This window comes from Branchiibius hedensis (genome assembly GCF_900108585.1).
Taxonomy (GTDB): Bacteria; Actinomycetota; Actinomycetes; order Actinomycetales; family Dermatophilaceae; genus Branchiibius; species Branchiibius hedensis.
This window is the reverse complement of record NZ_UESZ01000001.1, coordinates 675,107-694,400: the sequence shown is the minus strand read 5'-3', so window position 1 is coordinate 694,400 and position 19,294 is coordinate 675,107. Positions and strand designations below refer to the sequence as shown.

At 67.3% G+C, this 19,294-nt stretch carries 17 protein-coding genes and 2 tRNA genes; 10 read left to right on the top strand and 9 right to left on the bottom strand.

Annotated features, from left to right (window positions below):
• The 4 genes from DR843_RS03505 to DR843_RS03490 are packed head-to-tail and all read left to right on the top strand — an operon-like array spanning window position 1 to window position 3,347.
• On the top strand, window positions 1-693 hold the full coding sequence (locus DR843_RS03505; protein WP_109684124.1) for a DUF4129 domain-containing protein: 693 nt from the start codon (window positions 1-3) through the stop codon (window positions 691-693).
• Complete coding sequence (locus DR843_RS03500) at window positions 690-1,115, top strand: hypothetical protein (protein WP_109684123.1); 426 nt, start codon at window positions 690-692, stop codon at window positions 1,113-1,115. The genes DR843_RS03505 and DR843_RS03500 overlap by 4 nt, the downstream gene beginning before the upstream one ends.
• Window positions 1,112-2,104, top strand: a complete 993-nt coding sequence (locus DR843_RS03495) for an AAA family ATPase (RefSeq protein ID WP_109684122.1) — start codon at window positions 1,112-1,114, stop codon at window positions 2,102-2,104. The genes DR843_RS03500 and DR843_RS03495 overlap by 4 nt, the downstream gene beginning before the upstream one ends.
• Window positions 2,105-2,108: 4 nt before the next feature.
• On the top strand, window positions 2,109-3,347 hold the full coding sequence (locus DR843_RS03490) for a DUF58 domain-containing protein (protein ID WP_170119732.1): 1,239 nt from the start codon (window positions 2,109-2,111) through the stop codon (window positions 3,345-3,347).
• A 535-nt stretch (window positions 3,348-3,882) separates the two neighbouring features.
• Here DR843_RS03490 and clpX read toward each other — a convergent pair.
• From clpX to DR843_RS03465, 5 genes are all read right to left on the bottom strand, one after another.
• The gene (gene clpX / locus DR843_RS03485; RefSeq protein ID WP_109684120.1) at window positions 3,883-5,160 is read right to left on the bottom strand and encodes an ATP-dependent Clp protease ATP-binding subunit ClpX; all 1,278 of its coding nucleotides are present in this window, start codon (window positions 5,158-5,160) and stop codon (window positions 3,883-3,885) included.
• A 149-nt stretch (window positions 5,161-5,309) separates the two neighbouring features.
• Window positions 5,310-5,939, bottom strand: coding sequence for an ATP-dependent Clp protease proteolytic subunit (locus tag DR843_RS03480; protein WP_109684119.1), 630 nt, complete (start codon window positions 5,937-5,939; stop codon window positions 5,310-5,312).
• A 56-nt stretch (window positions 5,940-5,995) separates the two neighbouring features.
• Window positions 5,996-6,610: an ATP-dependent Clp protease proteolytic subunit gene (locus tag DR843_RS03475; RefSeq protein WP_109688385.1), complete on the bottom strand. Its 615-nt coding sequence runs from the start codon at window positions 6,608-6,610 to the stop codon at window positions 5,996-5,998.
• A gap of 218 nt (window positions 6,611-6,828) precedes the next feature.
• Window positions 6,829-8,247 carry a trigger factor gene (gene tig / locus DR843_RS03470; RefSeq protein ID WP_109688383.1) on the bottom strand — a complete coding sequence of 473 codons (1,419 nt, stop codon included), beginning with the start codon at window positions 8,245-8,247 and terminating at the stop codon, window positions 6,829-6,831.
• Between the two features lie 103 nt (window positions 8,248-8,350).
• A tRNA-Pro gene (locus DR843_RS03465) sits at window positions 8,351-8,425 on the bottom strand.
• A 114-nt stretch (window positions 8,426-8,539) separates the two neighbouring features.
• Here DR843_RS03465 and DR843_RS03460 point away from each other — a divergent pair.
• Together DR843_RS03460 and DR843_RS03455 are read left to right on the top strand one after the other, a co-directional pair.
• Window positions 8,540-8,613: transfer RNA gene (locus DR843_RS03460), tRNA-Gly, on the top strand.
• Window positions 8,614-8,754: 141 nt separating this feature from the next.
• The gene (locus tag DR843_RS03455; protein WP_109684118.1) at window positions 8,755-8,967 is read left to right on the top strand and encodes an antitoxin; all 213 of its coding nucleotides are present in this window, start codon (window positions 8,755-8,757) and stop codon (window positions 8,965-8,967) included.
• A gap of 66 nt (window positions 8,968-9,033) precedes the next feature.
• Here the strand turns inward: DR843_RS03455 and DR843_RS03450 are convergent, their stop codons facing one another.
• The 3 genes from DR843_RS03450 to DR843_RS03440 all read right to left on the bottom strand — a co-directional run bounded on the left by DR843_RS03450 (window position 9,034) and on the right by DR843_RS03440 (window position 11,324).
• Window positions 9,034-10,131 (bottom strand): PP2C family protein-serine/threonine phosphatase, encoded by a 1,098-nt coding sequence (locus tag DR843_RS03450; protein ID WP_109684117.1) that lies wholly within the window; start codon window positions 10,129-10,131, stop codon window positions 9,034-9,036.
• Between the two features lie 96 nt (window positions 10,132-10,227).
• Entirely contained in the window at window positions 10,228-10,695 is a 468-nt protein-coding gene (locus DR843_RS03445) for a ribose-5-phosphate isomerase (protein WP_109684116.1), read from the bottom strand.
• Window positions 10,696-10,718: 23 nt separating this feature from the next.
• The gene (locus DR843_RS03440) at window positions 10,719-11,324 is read right to left on the bottom strand and encodes a mycothiol-dependent nitroreductase Rv2466c family protein (RefSeq protein WP_109688381.1); all 606 of its coding nucleotides are present in this window, start codon (window positions 11,322-11,324) and stop codon (window positions 10,719-10,721) included.
• 107 nt (window positions 11,325-11,431) lie between these two features.
• Here DR843_RS03440 and pepN point away from each other — a divergent pair, with 107 nt between their 5' ends.
• Window positions 11,432-14,014: an aminopeptidase N gene (pepN, locus tag DR843_RS03435; protein WP_109688379.1), complete on the top strand. Its 2,583-nt coding sequence runs from the start codon at window positions 11,432-11,434 to the stop codon at window positions 14,012-14,014.
• A 27-nt stretch (window positions 14,015-14,041) separates the two neighbouring features.
• Here the strand turns inward: pepN and malQ are convergent, their stop codons facing one another.
• Window positions 14,042-16,204: a 4-alpha-glucanotransferase gene (gene malQ / locus DR843_RS03430; RefSeq protein ID WP_109684115.1), complete on the bottom strand. Its 2,163-nt coding sequence runs from the start codon at window positions 16,202-16,204 to the stop codon at window positions 14,042-14,044.
• Between the two features lie 40 nt (window positions 16,205-16,244).
• On the opposite strand from malQ, the gene DR843_RS03425 reads away from it, so the two are divergent.
• From DR843_RS03425 to DR843_RS03415, 3 genes are read left to right on the top strand one after another with little or no spacing between them, the layout of a single operon-like run.
• Window positions 16,245-17,183 carry a mechanosensitive ion channel family protein gene (locus DR843_RS03425; protein WP_109688377.1) on the top strand — a complete coding sequence of 313 codons (939 nt, stop codon included), beginning with the start codon at window positions 16,245-16,247 and terminating at the stop codon, window positions 17,181-17,183.
• Window positions 17,184-17,188: 5 nt separating this feature from the next.
• Entirely contained in the window at window positions 17,189-17,608 is a 420-nt protein-coding gene (locus tag DR843_RS03420) for a globin (protein WP_109684114.1), read from the top strand.
• Complete coding sequence (locus DR843_RS03415) at window positions 17,605-19,293, top strand: glycoside hydrolase family 13 protein (RefSeq protein WP_109684113.1); 1,689 nt, start codon at window positions 17,605-17,607, stop codon at window positions 19,291-19,293. Before DR843_RS03420 ends, DR843_RS03415 begins: the two co-directional genes overlap by 4 nt.
• Window position 19,294: the final 1 nt, after the last annotated feature.

Sequence of the window (19,294 nt, the reverse complement as noted above, 5' to 3'; positions counted from 1 at the left end):
GTGCCGCGCAACCTCCCCCGACCCGACGGTCGCGGCGTGGTCCTCGGCGCGGGGGTGGCGCTCGGCCTGATCACGATCGCGGCCGTTGTCGTGGGGTCGCCGGCGATGATTCACTCGCCCAGCAAAGACCGCGATTTCGCGCTCTTCCACTATCCGCAACCCAGCTACTCCATCCCCACCGTCACCGTCTCGGCCAAGCCACAGCCGGGCAGTGAGCTGGTGTCCCAGGCCGTCTCGGGTGTGATCATCGTGATCGCGCTGATCCTGCTGTTCGGGATGATCTTCGGACTGGGCTGGGTATTCCTGGCCTGGTGGGACCGCCGCCCCCGTCGCCCCGACGTGCGCACCCGGGTCGCCGAGCCCGTCCCCGAACTGCTCGCTGGCGTCGACGAAGCCCAGCGACGGCTCCTGGGCGGGCCCCCGGCCAACGCCATCGTCAGGTGTTGGATGGCCGTGGAAGAGGCCGCTGCCCGCAGTGGTGTGCCGCCGCTGGCCAGCGACACCTCCGCCGAGTTCACTCTGCGCCTCCTGGATTCGCTCGAGGTGGATTCTGAAGCGCTGCAGCAGCTTTCGCTGCTCTACCGGCGTGCCCGGTTCGGTTCCGATCCGATCGGCGAGGACCAGCGCGCGTTGGCTGCCGGGTACCTGCAGCGGATTCGCAGCGACCTGGACACCCAGGTGCCCGTCAGATGAGCACCGTGACCCGACGTTGGGTACGCCGCGGGCTGATTGCCGTTGTCGTCGGCACCGCGGCGTGGCTGGTCCTGTCGTACTTCTACCTCGGCCCGTGGCTACCGGGGATCCTTGCCCTCGCGCTCGCGGCGATGGCGATTATCGCCATGACCCGTGACGCCGGCACCGCCTGGATCGCGGACCGCTGGCCGCTGGACGGCGATGAGCAATCAGCCGCTGCCGCAACGCTTCCGACCGATGCCCGCACCCGGCGGCTGAGGCGGCTATGCGCCCAGGTGACGGCCGGCGCAGCCACCGACGCCGAGGCCGCGGAACTCGCGGCGGCGTTGGCGGCCTTGGCCCCCGGGCGCCCGATACCCGACGTACGGCGGATCGACGCCGCCTCGCTAGCCCGAATAGTCACGTTGATCGAGGAGACATGAGCGCACCCATCGCACCCGACGTACCCACCACGGCGGCCCTCGCGGGCCGGGTGCTGGACCAGGTCGAACAGGTCGTCGTCGGCAAGAGGGCCGCGCTGGAGTTGGTCCTGGCCACGATCCTGGCCGGCGGGCACGTTCTCATCGAGGACAACCCCGGGCTGGGCAAGACGCTGGCTGCACGCAGCCTGGCCCAGTCGCTCGGTCTGGAGTTCACCAGAGCCCAGTTCACCCCTGATCTGCTACCCGCGGACCTGACCGGATCGTTCCTGTTCAACCAGCGCACCGGTGAGTTCGAGTTCCGCCGTGGACCGATCTTCACCGGCCTCCTGCTGGCCGACGAGATCAACCGGACGCCGCCGAAGACCCAGGCGGCGCTGCTGGAAGCGATGCAGGAGGGCCAGGTCACCATCGAAGGTGAGACGTTCCCGTTGGCCCGCCCCTTCCATGTCATCGCGACCGCGAATCCCGTTGAGTACGAAGGCACCTACCCGCTCCCGGAAGCCCAGCTCGACCGGTTCCTGACCCGGGTCAGCTTCGGCTACCCCACCCCGGCCGAGGAGTTCGACGTCCTCGCGCGCCGGGTCGCCCGTCGCGCCGAGCAGGTGACCCTGGACCCGATCATCGACGCCGGTGGCCTGCTGTCGATGCAGCAGGTCGTTGAGGGCGTGCAGGTGGAGCGCACCGTCATCACCTACTGTGTCGACCTCGTCGGGGCCACCCGCAGCGACGAGCGCCTGGCCATCGGATCCTCGCCACGCGGTTCCCTCGGGTTGCTCCTGCTCGCCCGAGCGCTGGCGGTCCTGCGTGGACGCAACTACGTCACGCCCGAGGACGTCAAACATGTCGCCATCCCGGTCCTCGCTCACCGGGTCACGGTCCGCCCGGAGTTGTGGATGACCCAGGTGGACGGCAAGAGCGTTGTCCGGGAACTCATCGCCAAAGTCCCGACCCCGCCCACGCATGGGGCCGAACCCGGACCCGAGGCCTGATCGCGTGCGCAAAGACTGGCAACCCACGTCGTGGCTGATCGGCGCGGTCGTCGTGGCCGCCACCGCGCTGGCGCTCGCGGTCCTGCTGCGTCGGGCCGATCTGCTCATCTTGTCCTTCGCTCCTGCCGGTGTGGTGCTGTGGTCCCTTGCCTCCCGTCCGCAGGTCAGCCCCGACATCGATCCGGCCGGGGTCTCCCCCACCACCTCCGCCGACCAGCAGAGCGTCTGGGCACTACACGGACGCCACGTCGACGGCGCTGAGCAGTGGTGGGCCCAGTGTGCCCCTGCCGACGGAATCCGTTGGGAGCAGGACCTTCTCGGCGGTTACCTGCACACCTCAGCCTCGCGATTGGAGGCTCGGTGGACCGCGGATCGGATCGGCACCGCCACAGTTGGCGCAGCGCTCACCGAACTCATCTCGCCCTGGGCCGCCTACCGGTTCGGGCCGCTTCGGATCCCGGCGACCGAGGTCCGGGTGCGACCCCGACCCTCGCCCAACGGTCGTCAGCTGCAGTTACCGCATCCGATCGGACTGGTCGGAGCCAATCGCAGTACGTCGCGGGGCTCCGGCTCCGAGTTCGCCGACGTGCGCACGTATCGCCCGGGCGATCGCTTGCGCGCCATTCACTGGCCCCGGACCGCTCGCACCGGCCAACTCCACGTCCGCGACAACTACGCCGAGCAGGACGCCGCCGTGCTGGTGGTCGTCGACGGCTCCGGCGGCGGAGCCAGTTGGCAGCGTGGGCTGCAGGCAGCAGCCACGGTCGCCGAGTTCTTCATCCGGCACGCAGATCGCGTCGCGCTGGTGGTCCTCGGGGCTGGCCGACCGGCGTACCTGCCCTACGGCGCCGGTCAGCGTCACTATCACCGCATCGCCGATGTACTCAGCGGCGCTCGGGAACCGGCAGCGACTGAGCCGCCGCGGCGGGTGCGGCTACCGGTCCAGGCCGGTTGCACCGTGCTGATGGTGTCCTCGATCCTGACTGACGTCGCACCCACGGTTGCGGTCGGCCTGGCCCAGCGCGGGCTGCCGGTGATCGTGCTGGACACCGCCCCCGACGTCGGTGAGCTGGCCGACCCGCTGGACCAACTAGCGATGCGGTTGAGGCTGCTCGAGCGACGCCCGGTGGTCGAGCGGCTCACCCAGGCCGGCGCACAAGTCACAGCCTGGGACGGCGCGGGCAGCCTGGAGTTGCCGATGCGGCGATTGACGCGCCGGCCACCGATCCGGGTGCACTCATGACGTGGTGGCCACGTCTGGCGGTGCTGGACCGCACGCGGCTCTTCGCCTACCTGGCGGCCGTCGTCGCGGCGTTGGGCATCGCCGGCTGCGCTGGTGCGGCAGGGCAGTTCGTGCTCTGGGCAGCCGTTCTGGTCGTCATCGGCTGGCTCGGGGCGCTGGTCGATGGGTCGGCCGCTGGTCTCGCGCTGTTCGTGGGGGCAATCGTCCTGGACTGGATCGTCAGCGCGCCGGCACCGACGACGTGGTGGGTGCTGCCGGCCGTGGCGCTCCTGACCGTCGTCTGGTCGCTGTGTGTCCTGGCGGGAGCAGGCCCGCACGCCGCTGCGCTACCCGCAGCGCTGGTGCGTGTGTGGTTGATTCGCACCGTCCTACTCGCCGCCGGCGGTTGTCTACTGGGCGGGCTGGTGCTGGCTCTGACCGGCCGGGTCAGCGTGGGATCCCCGGTGCTGGTCGCGCTCGCGCTCCTGGCGATCGCGGCTGCGACAGTGTGGTTTCGGTGCGGGGCGCCGACTGAGCACCTGAGCGCCGGGACCGGTCAGGCGGATTCCTTACGTGGCGCGCGCTTGCGAATCTGCGGCTGCTTGCGCACGATCGTCGGGTTCACGTTGTCCAGGACGACCTCGCGGGTCACGACCACGCGGGCGATGTCGTCGTCGCTGGGCACATCGAACATGACCGGCAGGAGGACTTCCTCCATGATTGCGCGTACGCCGCGTGCCCCAGTCCCGCGCAACATCGCCTGGTCAGCGATCGCGTCGACCGCGTCGTCGGTGAACTCCAACTCCACGCCGTCGATCTCGAACATCCGCTGGTACTGCTTGACCAGGGCGTTGCGCGGCTCGGTGAGGATGGAAACCAGTGCCTCGCGGTCCAACGGCTCGACGGTGGTGATCATCGGCAACCGGCCGATGAATTCGGGGATCAGGCCGAACTTCACCAGATCCTCGGGCAGGACATCGGTGAAGCTCTCCAACTCGTTCTTCTTGCTGCGCAACTGCGCCCCGAAGCCCAGACCCTGGCGACCGATCCGGTCCTTGATGATGGTCTCGAGTCCGGCGAACGCACCGCCCACGATGAACAGCACGTTCGTCGTGTCGATCTGGATGAACTCCTGGTGCGGGTGCTTGCGGCCACCCTGCGGCGGCACCGAGGCGGAGGTGCCTTCCAGGATCTTCAGCAACGCCTGCTGCACTCCCTCACCGGACACGTCGCGGGTGATCGAGGGGTTCTCACTCTTGCGCGCGACCTTGTCGATCTCGTCGATGTAGATGATGCCGGTCTCGGCCTTCTTCACATCGAAGTCCGCGGCCTGGATCAGCTTCAGCAGGATGTTCTCGACGTCCTCACCGACGTAGCCGGCCTCCGTCAGCGCCGTGGCGTCGGCGATCGCGAACGGCACGTTCAGCATCCGCGCGAGCGTCTGCGCCAAGTAGGTCTTACCGCAGCCGGTCGGTCCGATCAGCAGGATGTTGGACTTGGCCACCTCGACGGCGTCGCCGTGTTTGCCGATCTCCTCGGCGACCCGGATCCGCTTGTAGTGGTTGTAGACCGCGACCGCCAACGCCCGCTTGGCGGTCTCCTGCCCCACGACGTACTGCTCGAGGAAGTCGAAGATCTCCTTGGGTTTGGGCAGGTACTCCAGGCCCAACTCGGAGGTCTCGGACAACTCCTCCTCGATGATCTCGTTGCACAACTCGATGCACTCGTCGCAGATGTAGACCCCCGGGCCCGCGATGAGCTTCTTGACCTGCTTCTGGCTCTTGCCGCAGAAGTTGCACTTCAGCAGGTCGCCACCTTCACCTATGCGTGCCACGGGCGGGCTCCTTCCCCTGCTGTCATTGTCGTGCTGCGGTCGTTTGTCCTATTGAACTATCCCCACCCCATTGTGACCGGGTGGCCGGCCAGCGCGTCGAGCGTGTTTGCTCAGGGCGCAACCGGCCGACCATCCGGGTGGAGGCAGGATCAGGGTTGCAACGACGCCTTGCGGCTGGACAACACCTGGTCGATCAGGCCGTACTCCACGGCCTGCTCGGCGGTCAGGATCTTGTCGCGCTCGATGTCGTTGCGGACGTCCTCTTCGCTGCGACCGGTGTGATGGGCCAGGGTCTTCTCCAGCCACTCACGCATCCGGAAGATCTCGTTGGCGGTGATCTCCAGGTCCGTGGCGGTACCGCCGGTGCCTTCCATGGCCGGCTGGTGGATCAGGATCCGGGCGTTGGGCAGCGCGAACCGCTTGCCCTTGGCGCCGGCGCCCAACAGGATCGCGGCGGCGGACGCGGCCTGACCGATCACGAAGGTCTGCACATCGGGCTGGATGTACTGCATCGTGTCGTAGATCGCGGTCAACGCGGTGAACGAGCCACCCGGGGAGTTGATGTACATCAGGATGTCCCGGTCGGGATCCTGGCTCTCCAGCACGATCAACTGGGCGATGATGTCGTCCGCGGACGCGTCGTCGACCTGCACCCCGAGGAAGATGATGCGGTCCTCGAAGAGCTTGTTGTAGGGGTCGGACCGCTTCATCCCGTAGGACGTGCGCTCCTCGAACTGGGGCAGGATGTACCGCGAGGTCGGGGTGTTGAGGTTGTTCATAGGGGCTACTCCAGACAGGTGGGCGGCAGAACCGTAAGCGTCAGGCAACCGGCCGGTCATTCCGCCACCCCGCCCGCGTTGCCGTCCGGTGCATCGGTGGAGCGTTCGAAGACATGGTCCACGAAGCCGTACTCCTTGGCCTCCTCGGCGGAGAACCAGCGGTCCCGCTCGGAGTCGGAGGTGATCTGCTCGACGCTCTGGCCCGTGTGCTCGGCGATGAGCTCGGCCATCTGGCGCTTGATGAACACCAACTGCTCAGCCTGGATCTTGATGTCCGAGGCGGTACCGCCGATGCCACCGGACGGCTGGTGCATCATGACCCGCGCGTGCGGCGTCGCGTACCGCTTGCCGGGCGTGCCCGCGGACAGCAGGAACTGGCCCATGCTGGCGGCCATACCCATGGCGACGGTTGCGACGTCGTTCGGGATCCAGTTCATCGTGTCGAAGATGGCCATCCCGGCGGAGATCGAACCACCCGGGGAGTTGATGTACAGCCAAATGTCCTTGTCCGGGTCTTCCGCGGCCAGCAGCAGCAGCTGCGCGCAGATCGCGTTCGCGTTGTCGTCGCGGACGTCGGAGCCCAGAAAAATGATTCGTTCCTTCAGCAACCGGTTGTAGATCTGGTCATCCAGACCTCCGGCGCGCTCGGTGGCCGCAGTGGGCTGCGGCAGGTGTGCCTGGTTCACGGCGTTGCTCACGTCATCCCTCTTCGATCAAGGCACCTTCTCGGGTGCTCTAGGTGCACTTTCATTGGACCCTAACGCCCGCCACCGACGCGTTCGTCCCGGTTGCGGGTGGTGTTCGCCAGCAGCGCAAGAGCACCCCCCCGGCAACACCCGAGCCCGCCGCCTGACGGGCAGGCGGCGGGCTCGGCGGGTACGGCGGGTGCTCAGGCAGTCGGCGTCGACTCGTCCTCGTCATCGGCCCCGGCGACGACTTCTTCGGCGACAACTTCTTCAGCGACGATGTCGCCCGCGTCGTCCAGCTCTGCCTCGTCCAGGTCGAGATCCTCGACCGCACCGTCCACCTCGTCCTCGAACTCGGTGTCCAGCGCGTTCAGGTCGACGACCGCACCGGTGGTGTCCTTGATGGTGACCTTCTCCAGGACCGCGGCCAGCGCCTTGCGGCGGCCGACCTCACCCATGATCGCCGGGATCTGGCCCTGCTGGTCCAGCATTTGCGCGAACTGGTTGGGGTCAAGGCCGTACTGGCCGGCGCTGGCGATGATGAACTCGATCAGATCCTGCTGCCCGACCTCGACCTTCTCGTCCCGGGCGATCCGGTCCAGGACGAACTGGGTCTGCAACTGCTTGCGGGTGGATTCGGTGACCTCGGCACGGTGTTCGTCATCCTCGAGTCGCTCCTCACCCTCCAGGTGGGAGTGCACCTCGGACTCGACCAGCGCCTCCGGCACCGGCAGATCCAGGGTCTCCAACAGCTGGTCGAGGACCTTGTCGCGAGCCTGGATGCCCTGCTCCATCTTCTTGCCGCGCTCGACCTGCTCGCTGATCGCGGAGCGCAACTCGGCCAGGTTCTCGTAGTCACCGGAGACGGTGGTCGCGAAGTCATCGTCCAGCTCAGGCAGGGTGCGCTCGGAGACGGAGTTGACGGTCACGGTGATGTCCGCGTCCTCACCCTCGTGCTCGCCGCCGATGAGCGGGGAGGTGAAGTTCTTGGTGTCGCCGGCCGAGAGCCCGATGACGGCCTCGTCCAGACCCTCGAGCATGTTGCCGGCGCCGATCAGGTAGTCGACCGCGGCGACGTCGTCGATCTCCTCGCCGTTGATCTCAGCGCGCAGACCGATGTTGACCGTGTCGCCGTCCTGGGCGGCGCGATCCACGGCGGCAACGGTGCCGAAGCGCTCACGCAAGGCGTCCAACTCGGTGTCGACGTCCTCGTCGCTGATGGAGACCGGGTCGACCTCGACCGTGACGTCTTCGAAGGCGGGCAGTTCGAAGTCGGGAACAACGTCGACCTCGACGGTGAAGCTCAGGTCATCACCGTCGGCTGCCGGCACCGCGGTGACGTCGACCTCGGGCTGACCGATCGGCTGCAACTCCTGCTGGTCGACCGCGTCACTGTAGAACTGCGGCAGCGCCTCGTTGACTGCTTCCTGCACGACCGCACCACGGCCGACGCGCTGATCGATGATGCGCGCGGGAACCTTGCCCTGCCGGAAGCCGGGCACCTGCACCTGGCTGGCGATCGTCGCGTACGCCGCGTCGAGGCTGGGCTTCAGTTCCTCGAACGGAACGTCGACGGTGAGCTTGACCCGGGTCGGGCCGACATGTTCTACGGCACTCTTCACTGCTGCGATCTCCAAAGTGAGTTCGAGATGACATCAGAGGTTGTTCTGACGTCGTTCCGGGCGACCGAGGATTGGTCGCCACATCGAATGACCATGCTAACGGTCGGGGTAGCCGGATTCGAACCGGCGGCCTTCCGCTCCCAAAGCGGACGCGCTACCAAGCTGCGCCATACCCGCGGCTGGTCACCCGTTTTGGGCGGTGCGACCTGCGGGCAGTAGGCTAACCGCTCGGCGGATCCAGCCAGTGACCGGCCTCCGGTCATGGCCTCCAAGGGCACGGTCGGACCGCCACGCGGGTGTAGCTCAATGGTAGAGCCCCAGTCTTCCAAACTGGCTACGCGAGTTCGATTCTCGTCACCCGCTCCAGCAGGGTCGCAGAGCGTAATTCGACGCCACAATTTGGGCAATACCCTTCCGTAGACGCACGTCCTGGGGTTGACTGGTGCCAACTCCAGAAGGAGGCATCAGGACCGCCGTTTCGGGGCGGGAGCGACGAAGGAGAACATCATGGGATTGCTTGACGACGCCAAGGAAAAGCTCGAAGAGGCCAAGGACAAGGTCGAAGAGTTCATCCACGAGCACAAGGACGACGCCGAGGGCGCCGTTGACAAGGCGGGGGACTTCGTCGACGACAAGACCGGCGGCAAGTACGCCGACAAGGTCGACCAGGCGCAGTCGTTCGCCAAGGAGCAGGTGGACAAGCTCGACGGCCCGAACTGAGCCGCTGACCAACGCAAAGGAGGGCCGGGACAACCCGGCCCTCCTTTCGCGTTACCCGCAGTCCGCTCAGGTCCGCCAGAGCAGCACGATTGCGCGGTCGTCGGTCTCCCCCGATCGGGCCGCGGCGCACAATCGTCCCGCGGCACCACTGAAACCAGTGGCGGCCGCGCGGTCAGCCTGGCCGAGCAACCGGTCCAGGCCCTGTAACAAGTCGAAACCGGGGGCTTCGATGACGCCGTCGGTGAACAGCAACAACGCGTCACCGCGCTCCATCACACCGTGCGCGCGCGGGTAGTCCGCTGGACCTTGGCGATCCAGGACACCCAGCAGTACGCCGCTCGCGCCGGACACCGGCTGCCACCGACCACGACCGGCCTGGAAGTGCACGGCCGCCGGGTGACCGGCCGACCCCACACTGAACCGACCGGTGTCCAGATCGATCGCGGCGTGGATCGCGGTCGCGAAGCCCTCCGACCAGCCCTGTCGCACCAGGTGCTGATTGGCCGAAGGCAGGAACCGATCCGGCTCGACCGCGCCGAGCAGCCCGGACAGCGCACCACCCAGCAGCAGCGAGCGGCTGCCCGCGGTGCAACCCTTGCCGGACACATCCACGACAGCGATCTCCAAAGTGCCCGCCGTCGGACAGTCCGCGACCACGAAGTCACCCGAAAAGCTGTCGCCGTGCGCCGGCGCGATACACGAGTCCAGGTTCCATCCGGCAGGCAACACCGGCAGGCGACCCTGAGCGCGCAGTCGTTCGCGCAGGTCGACCAGCATCGAGGTACCCACGGCGGCCGGGATCCCGACCTCAGTGCGGCGCCGATCCGCGACCAGCAAGACACCCATCGTGCCCGCCAGGACCACCAGGAAGCTGCCCATCGTGTGCTTGGGCGTCTGCGGCAGCAGACTGCTGGAAACGCCCGCCACACCGAGGGCCACGTAGCTGGCCAACAACTGCGTGCCGTGCAGCACTGCTGCGGCCGCCACCGCGACGAAGACGAACGCCGCGTAGGACACCGAATGCGGGAAACGCAGCACGAGCGCAGTGATCGATGCCGTGAGGACCACGATGATTGCCACCATCGCCCAGTCCCGCGTCGGGCGTGGCGTGGTGGTGTCCCGGCCGAGCAGGCGGCGTGGCGCGAGCGCCGCGTCGATAACCATGATCGGAAACTACGTTGCGCGAGGCTGGTGGAAATAGTTTCTTTACTGTGTTCTTAACTTCGAGAGACACAATCTGGAACTGACCAGGTCAAGCATTCACCCTTGCGGAGGCAGCGCGCCCGTCTCTTCGTAGGTCGCGACCTCGGCGAGCCGTCGTGCATGTCGCTCGACCCCGGAGAACGGGGTGTCGAGAAAGATCTTCGCCATGGCCTTGGCCTGGTCCAGCGTGGTGAACCGACCGCCGAAGGAGATGATCTGCGCGTCGTTGTGCTCGCGGGCGAGTTGCGCCAGTTCGGTCGTGTAGCACAGCGCCGCTCGGATGCCCTTGACCTTGTTCGCCGCCATCTGCTCACCGTTGCCGGAACCACCGAGCACGATGCCGAGCGACCCAGGGTCGGCGGCCACCGCCTCTGCCGCGCGGAGTACGCACACGGGATAGTCATCCTCCGCGTCGTACTCCACCGGGCCGTGATCAATCACCTCGTAGCCCTCCCCCGGCAGCCAGGCCACCAGCGCCCGTTGCAGTTCGTACGCCGCGTGGTCGCCACCCAGATGAACTCGCATGTCCGCTCCTCGTCAGATCTGTCTCAGGAAAAGTCCGGGCCCTGGGTCCGGGTGCGCTTGAGCTCGTAGAAGCCGGGGGTGCTGGCCACCAGGACGCAACCGTCCCAGAGCTTGCCAGCCGCTTCACCCTTGGGCGCCGGGGTGACCACGGGGCCGAAGAACGACGTACCCGCGACGGTGATGACAGGGGTGCCGACGTCCTCGCCGACCAGCGAGATCGCGCGGTCGTGGGAGGCGCGCAGGGCGGTGTCCACCGCATCGCCGGGAACGTTGTCGTAGGCGTCGATGAGGTCCGCCGGCAGACCGGCTCCGGCCAGTGATTCGACGACGACGGCGTGCAGATCCTGAGCGTCCTTGCCCCGGCCGCCCGGGTGCAGACGGGTGCCGACGGCGTCGTACAACGGCTTCTTGACCTCATCGCCGTTGGCGAGCGCGGCCGCCGTGACCACCCGCACCGGACCCCATCCGCGATCCAGCATCTCCCGGTAGTCCGGCGGCAGGTCCCGGCCCTCGTTGAGTACCGACAGACTCATCACCGACCAGGTGACCTCGATATCGCGGACCTTCTCCACTTCCATCAGCCAGCGCGAAGTCATCCACGCCCATGGGCACAACGGGTCGAACCACATTTCCACGGTCTCGGTAGTCACCGCCCCATCGTGCCCCACCACCTCGGTTGACCGCACCACCGGAGCGGAAGGTCCAGGCAGCCGCACTGCGTGTAAAGATGATCAGCATGCCGGGGACCAACCTGACCCATGCCGAGGCCAACGCTCGATCACTGCTCCTGGACGTCGTGAACTACGACATCCACGTTGACGTCACCCAGAGCGCCGAGGTCTTCTCGACGCAGTCGACGATCGCGTTCCGCTGCTCGCAGCCCGGGGCGACAACCTTCCTGGACTTCATCGGGCAGTCGGTCGAATCCGTGCTACTCAACGGTGAATCCCTATCCCCTGCAGCGGTTTACGACGGATCGCGGATCGAGCTTCCGCAGCTGGGTGTCGACAACGTGGTGGAGGTCCGCGCCACTGGTCGCTTCATGAACACCGGCGAGGGACTGCATCGGTTCGTGGATCCCGCCGACCAGGAGGTTTACCTCTACACCCAGTTCGAGGTCGCCGACGCTCGCCGGATGTTCGCCGTCTTCGAGCAACCGGATCTGAAGGCGACGTTCGCCTTCACCGTCACTGCGCCCGCCCGCTGGGAGGTGCTGTCCAATCAGCCGACCCCGAAGCCCGAGCCCGCCGAGGGCAGCTATCTGAACCCGGCCGGGGAGACCGAACCCGTCGCGGTCTGGCGGTTCGAGCCGACACCGCGCCTGTCGTCGTACGTCACCGCTCTGGTGGCCGGCCCTTACCACCTGGTGCGCTCGACGGCGCAGACCCGCAACGGCGAGCTGCCGTTGGCCGTTGGCTGTCGCAAGTCCCTGGCCCAGTACCTCGACGCCGACAACATCTTCGATGTCACTCGCCGCGGATTCGCTTACTACGAGGACATGTTCGACTATCCCTACCCGTTCGCGAAGTACGACCAGATCCTGGTTCCGGAGTTCAACGCGGGGGCGATGGAGAACGCCGGTTGCGTCACTTTTGCAGAGGCCTACGTCTTCCGCGGAGCAGTCACCGAGGCCATCGTCGAGGCCAGGGCGCAGACGATCCTGCACGAGATGGCACACATGTGGTTCGGCGACCTGGTGACCATGCGCTGGTGGGACGACCTGTGGTTGAACGAGTCTTTCGCCGAGTGGTCTGCGACGACCTGCGCCGCGGAGGCCACCCAGTGGTCGGCGGTCTGGACTTCGTTCGCGGTCGCCGACAAGGCGTGGGCCTACAACCAGGATCAGTTGGCCTCGACCCATCCGATCGTGGCGGAGATCCCCGATCTGGAAGCGGTGGAGAGCAACTTCGACGGCATCACCTACGCCAAGGGCGCCTCGGTGCTCAAACAACTGGTGGCCTACGTCGGGCGGGACAATTTCGTTGCGGGACTGCGCAATTACTTCCGCAAGCATGCCTTCGGCAACACGCGACTGGACGATCTGCTCACCGAGCTCGAGGCCACCTCGGGCCGTGATCTGCGGGCCTGGAGTGCACTGTGGCTGCAGACCGCCGGCGTCAATACGCTCACCCCGATCGTCACGCTCGACGCGGAGGGCCGCTACCAGGAGGTCGTCCTGGAGCAGACCGCGCCGCCGGAGCACCCGACCTTGCGCCCGCAGGCGATCGCGGTGGGCCTCTTCGATCTGATCGACGGCACCCTGCACCAGCGATTCCAGGTGCGCCTTGATGTGGACGGCCCGCGGAGCGTCGTCACCGACCTGGTCGGCCAACCGCAAGCCGACCTGTTGCTGGTCAACGACGAGGACCTGGGTTACACCAAGACACGGCTGGATGAGCGGTCGCTGAAGACTGTGGTCGCAAATCCGTTGTCGCTGAAGGACTCTCTGGCCCAAGCGGTCGTGCTGGGCGCCTGCTGGGACATGACCCGGGATGCCGCCATGTCCGGTCGCGATTTCGTCACCATGGTGCTGGCGAGCATCACCGATCCAATGAGTTCGATGATGCTGCGCACCGTGTTGCGGCAGATGACCCACACCGCCCGGTTCTTCGTCGCGCCCGATCATCGCGCGCAGGTCGACGCCCAGATCGCCCGCGACCTGCGCGCCGCTGCCCAGCAGGCACCCCCCGGTAGCGATGCGCAACTGCAACTGGTCAGCGCGTTTGCGGCCGCGGCAACCGACCCGGATGACGTTTCCTGGCTCCGCGCGCTGCTGGACGGGACCGCGCAGCTGCCGGGCCTGGCGGTCGACACCGAGATGCGGTGGACCCTGCTCACCGGTTTGTGCTCGACCGGAGCCGCCGGCGAGGAGCAGATCGTCGCCGAGCTCGACCGGGACCCGTCCTCGACCGGGCACGAGCGAGCGGCCCGGGCCCGGGCGTCCATCCCCACCTCCGAGGCAAAGCGCGCCGCCTGGGACACGCTGATCAACGACTCCAGTGTTCCCAACCAGACCATCAACGCCATCGCCCTCGGGTTCAGCACGCCGCACGACCCGCAGCTTCTGCGACCGTTTGTCGAGCCGTACTTCGACGAGCTCGAAAACATTTGGAAGGCAAGGACGTTCGCGATCGCTCAAGCGATCACCTCGTTGTCCTTCCCAGCCTCGCTGGCCGATCAGGAGTTGTTGGACGCGACGAACGCTTGGCTCAGTGCGCATCCTCAGGCGTCTGCCGGAGCTCGCCGGGCGGTCGCCGACCACCGTGACGGTCTGGAGCGCGCGCTGACCGCGCAGCGGTACGACGCGTCAGCGCACTGACCGCCCACACGGACCTCGTGAGCCCGCTCAGTCCGGTTCGCCGGCGCGCACGGCGCCGTTGACCTTCTGCAGCAGTTTCTTACCGCGTCGTGATCGCATGATGTCGCCGAGCAGCAACGGCGTGCGATCCGGACCGCTGATCGGCAGCCGCCAGTTCGGGTACTCATCGTTGGTGCCGGGTTGGTTGATCGTGCGCACGTCGCCGACCAGGTCGTTGACCGATACGCCCAGCAACCGGCTCGGGGCCGCGGCCAGGAAGACGTAGAGCGCCTCGACGATGTCCTTGATCGAGGCGTCCTGGCCGAGCAGCCCTGCTTCACGCAGCGCCGTGACCATGGCGTCCCGCTGCGCACTGTCCTCGGCGACCTCCTGCGACCAGTCGCGGGTCAACAGACCCAGCCGGCGGCGCACCTGCAGGTGCTCACCTTGCAGGTAGCCGGCCGTCGGTGGCAGATCGTGCACGGTCACCGTGGCGAGCGCCAGCCGTCGGTACGAAGACGGCGGCCGCGGGGTGCGGCCGTCTTGTTGCCGCTCGAACCAAAGCACCGACGTACCCAACAAGCCTCTGTCGGTGAGGTAGTCGCGCACGTTGGGTGCGACGGTGCCCAGATCCTCCCCCACCACAACGGCCCCCGCCCGGTGCGCTTCGAGGACCAGGACGCTGATCATCGCCTCGTGGTCGTAGCGCACGTAGGTGCCCTCGGTCGGCTTCATCCCCCGCGGAATCCACCACAGTCGGAACAGACCGAGGATGTGGTCGATACGCAAGCCACCGGCCATGGCGAGGGTGGTGCGCAACATGTCACGCAGCGGCCGGTAGGCCTCCTGCTCGAGACGATCTGGGCGCCACGGCGGTTGACTCCAGTCCTGGCCGAGTTGGTTGTAGTCGTCCGGTGGGGCGCCCACGGATACACCGGCGGCGAAGAGCTCCGGACCGGCCCACACCTCCGCGCCGTTGGGATGCACGCCCACCGCGATGTCGTGGACGACCCCGACCCGCATCCCCGCCGCCTTGGCCTCACGGTGCGCACTGGCCAGCTGGTCCTGCACCACCCACTGCAACCAGCAGTGGAAGTCGACCTCTTCGGCCAACTGCGTGCGAGCGTCAGCGACAGCGTCGCTGCGGGGGTCCTGCATCTGCGTGGGCCACTGGTCGGCCGGTAGACCGTACTTCTCGGCGAGCGCGCACCACGTCGCGAAGTCGGTCAGCGGTTGGCCCTCGCGCGCGCAGAACGCCGCGAAGTCCCGGGAGTGCCGCCCGCTGCGCTGGCCGCGATGCAGTGCGCGCAGGGCAGCACGTTTGGCTCCCCAGGCTGCGTCACGGTCCAGGAAGTCGAACTCGTTGAGCCGGCGCGCGTCATCCGCATGCCATTCGATCAGCTGGCGCTCAGCGGCACCGAGGTAGCCGATGTCGGCCACTTCCTCGACCCGGATGTAGATCGGGTTGACGAACCGGCGTGACGTCGGCAGATAGGGCGACGGCTCCATCGGGGCAATCGGTTCCGCAGCGTGCACAGGATTCACCAGCACGAAATCAGCACCGTTACCGGCCGCCCACGTGCCCAACTCCGCCAGGTCCGCTGCGTCGCCGAGACCCCACGAACGCTCCGAACGCACCGAATACACCTGAGCGGCCAGACCCCAGGCTCGTTGCTGGGCCAGGGAATCGGGCAGCTCGAGGGTGTTCGGCGCCACGATCACTTCGGCGGTCTGGGGGCGCCCCCCAGCGATGCTCACCTCCAGCAGGTGATAGCCGATGGGCAGATCGCCGGGCAGAGCCACCGCGGCCTCCCCGGTGAGAACTCCATCGATCGGGCGCGGCTGCACGAGGTGCTCCACCGCGGGTGCCGAGACCGTGGTGCCGTCCTCGAGTCGCACCGCAGCGGTGAACTCCTGCCCGTGCGGCAGATGGATCAGGACAGTCGGCGTCCACCCCTCGCGGGCGACGACCACTGGCGGCAACGTACGACGCCACGCGGCGGTCGCGTGATCCTCCAGTGCCGCTCGGGCGGAGTCATCGTCGTCCACGACGACGCCGAGTGCCGTCAGCACGGCCCGGATGGTGTCGGCGCTGACCTGCACATGGTTGCCGGTCCAATCGTGATACTCGGTCGCAACCCCGAAAACACCGGCCAGTTCCAGCAGCGTCGCAGAAGGTCGCGGGTCAGTGGCGGTGGAATCGGCCGGCATGATGCAAGTTTGTCAGAGCCCAGGGCCCAAGATGGATGCCATGCACGTCTTGGACTGGCTCTGGCACCTCGACGGCGATGAGAACGGTACGCAGTCGGTTCGCGAGTGGCTGCTTGGCACCCCACTGCTCATTGCCATCGTCATCGTCTTCGGGCTCGCCGTCCGCTGGCTGATCTTCCGGGCGATCAATCGCGGGGTGCGGGTGATGCAGCGCAACCAGGAGCGCCGCGGCAGCCCCACCGGCCAGCGGATCATCCGTCCTGCCGATGAGTTGGAGACCGAACGACGCAAACAGCGAGCGCTGACCGTCGGCGCCTTGCTCAAGTCGATCACCACCGTCGTCACGGCCGTGGTGATCGCGCTGACCATCATGGCGATGCTCGGGGTGCCGTTGGCGCCCCTGGTCACGACCGCCGGCGTCGGCGGCGTAGCCCTCGGTTTCGGCGCCCAGAGCCTGGTCAAGGACTACCTGTCCGGCATCAGCATGATCATCGAGGACCAGTACGGCGTGGGTGACGTCATCGACACCGGGCAGGCGATCGGCACCGTCGAGGAGGTCACGCTGCGGATCACCCGGATCCGTGACGCCCAGGGGGTCGTGTGGTACGTCCGCAACGGGGAGATCCTGCGGTTGGGGAACAAGTCCCAGGGCTGGGCCAGCACCCGGGTCGATGTCCCGATCCGATACGACCAGGACGTCGAGAAAGCCCTGGGTGTCCTGCGAACGGTTGCGACGGACTTCGCCGCTGACGACAAATGGAACGCAGTCCTGGTCGACGAACCGGACGTCGTCGGCGTCGACTCGGTCGCCGGTGGGGCGGTCACGCTCACCACGATCCTGTCCTGCCTGCCGGGCCAGCAACTGCCTGCGGCCCGCGAGTTCCGCGCCCGGGTCAAGGTCGCCATGGACAACGCCGGGATCGTGATGGCGGCCACGCCGCCAGCGACCGGTGCAGTCCCACCCCCGGCCGGGACGTGACCCGGATGCCCAAGGAGACTGGAGCTGTGACGGACACGTTCTATGACCAGGTCGGCGGCGCTGAGACCTTCCGGAAGTTGGTCGCCGCCTTCTACCAGGGTGTGCGCTCCGACGAACCGCTGCGTGCGTTGTATCCCGAGGAGGATCTCGAACCGGCGGAGCGTCGGCTGCGAATGTTCCTTGAGCAGTACTGGGGCGGTCCGACGACCTACTCCCAGGAACGCGGGCATCCCCGTCTGCGCATGCGGCACATGCCGTTCGCCGTCACACCGGACATGCGCGATCGGTGGCTGGTGCACATGATGAGCGCGGTCGACAGTCTCGAACTGGACCCCACGCACGACCTGATCCTGCGCGACTATCTCACCCGCGCGGCGTACTCCTTGGTGAACACCCTCGACGACAAGCAGGAGACCCAGCCTTGACCAACCCGACGCCGTGGTGGCGCGACGCAGTCATCTACCAGATCTATCCCCGCTCCTGGGCGGACGGCAACGGTGACGGAGTCGGCGACCTGCCGGGTATCACGGCCCGCCTGCCCTACCTTGCGGAGTTGGGCGTCGACGCGGTGTGGCTCTCGCCGTTCTATGTCTCACCACAGGCGGATGCCGGGTACGACGTCGCCGACTACCGCGATATCGATCCGGTCTTCGGTTCGCTGTCCGACGCCGATGCGCTCATCGCACGGGCCCACCAGTTGGGTCTGCGGGTGATCGTCGACCTGGTGCCCAACCACACCTCCGATGAGCACGCGTGGTTCCAGGCGGCTCTCGCAGCCGGGCCGGGGTCACTCGAGCGTGACCGGTACATCTTCCGCGATGGTGACGGCGCCGACGGGGCCCTGCCGCCGAACGATTGGAGCAGCGTCTTCGGCGGCGGCGCCTGGACCCGGATCCGCGAAGCCGATGGCCGCCCCGGTCAGTGGTACCTGCACCTGTTCGACGTCAAACAACCGGACCTGAACTGGGAAAATCCCCAGGTACGAAGCGAATTCGAAGACATCCTGCGGTTCTGGCTGGACCGCGGAGTGGACGGTTTCCGCGTCGACGTTGCGCACGGGCTCGTCAAGGCGAAGGGACTGCCGGACTGGTCGGGCCCGATGAACATGCTCGACCTGCCCGACCCCACCCAGCGACCACCGATGTGGGACCAGGACGGCGTGCACGAGATCTACCGGTCGTGGCGGGCGGTCCTGGACGGGTACAACCCGCGGGATGCCGAAGGCTACGACTCGGCACGGGACCGGGTGATGTGCGCCGAGGCGTGGGTCGATCCGCCGGAGCGGCTGGCGCGTTATGTTCGCCCCGATGAGTTCCATCAGGCGTTCAACTTCGACTATCTGAACGCGCCGTGGCAGGCCGACTCACTGCGCGCGACCATCGCCGCGTCCCTGGCGGCTGACGACGCCGTGGGCGCGCCCACGACGTGGGTGCTGTCGAACCACGACGTCGTCCGGCACGCCAGCAGACTGGGTCTGCCGGTCGGCACCGCCCGTCCGAACGGGATCGGCGCGGACGACACCCAACCCGATCAAGAGCTCGGGGCACGGCGGGCGCGTGCCGCCTCGACGATCATGCTCGCGTTGCCCGGCGGCGCCTACATCTACCAGGGCGAGGAACTCGGGCTGCCCGAGCACACTGCCCTGCCGGACGAGGTCCGGCAGGATCCCACCTTCGCTCGTACGGCGGGTGCGGAGTTGGGCCGAGATGGCTGCCGGATCCCGATGACCTGGGAAAAGGACTCTCCTGCCTACGGATTCAACGACACCGGCCGCACCTGGCTCCCGCAGCCGACCGAGTTCGCCGACCTTGCCGTCGATCAGCAGGTCGGCGTCGCGGCCTCCTCGCTCGAGCTCTACCGCAGGCTGCTGACCGAGCGTCGCGATCGCGGGATCGGTGGCGGCTCGTTGACCTGGGCGGACGTCGACCCGGACGTGCTGAGCTTCACGATCCGCGGCACGACGGGTGAGCAGACCACGATGCTGGCGAACCTGTCCGCCGCATCGGTGACGATCCCGCCAGGGCACGAGGTGCTGGTGGACTCCGACCCCGATGGGGACGGCACCCAGGTCGCACCGGACACGGCCGTCTGGCTGCGGCGTACGTCCTGAA

Excerpts from the sequence above, each read along its gene's own strand:
- DR843_RS03500 (WP_109684123.1), top strand. The coding sequence starts at position 690 with ATGAGCACCGTGACCCGACGTTGGGTACGCCGCGGGCTGATTGCCGTT.
- DR843_RS03495 (WP_109684122.1), top strand. The coding sequence starts at position 1,112 with ATGAGCGCACCCATCGCACCCGACGTACCCACCACGGCGGCCCTCGCG.
- DR843_RS03480 (WP_109684119.1), bottom strand. The coding sequence starts at position 5,939 with ATGAACAACCTCAACACCCCGACCTCGCGGTACATCCTGCCCCAGTTC.
- DR843_RS03455 (WP_109684118.1), top strand. The coding sequence starts at position 8,755 with ATGGGATTGCTTGACGACGCCAAGGAAAAGCTCGAAGAGGCCAAGGAC.
- DR843_RS03450 (WP_109684117.1), bottom strand. The coding sequence starts at position 10,131 with ATGGTTATCGACGCGGCGCTCGCGCCACGCCGCCTGCTCGGCCGGGAC.
- DR843_RS03445 (WP_109684116.1), bottom strand. The coding sequence starts at position 10,695 with ATGCGAGTTCATCTGGGTGGCGACCACGCGGCGTACGAACTGCAACGG.
- DR843_RS03440 (WP_109688381.1), bottom strand. The coding sequence starts at position 11,324 with ATGTGGTTCGACCCGTTGTGCCCATGGGCGTGGATGACTTCGCGCTGG.
- pepN (WP_109688379.1), top strand. The coding sequence starts at position 11,432 with ATGCCGGGGACCAACCTGACCCATGCCGAGGCCAACGCTCGATCACTG.
- malQ (WP_109684115.1), bottom strand. The coding sequence starts at position 16,204 with ATGCCGGCCGATTCCACCGCCACTGACCCGCGACCTTCTGCGACGCTG.
- DR843_RS03425 (WP_109688377.1), top strand. The coding sequence starts at position 16,245 with ATGCACGTCTTGGACTGGCTCTGGCACCTCGACGGCGATGAGAACGGT.
- DR843_RS03420 (WP_109684114.1), top strand. The coding sequence starts at position 17,189 with ATGCCCAAGGAGACTGGAGCTGTGACGGACACGTTCTATGACCAGGTC.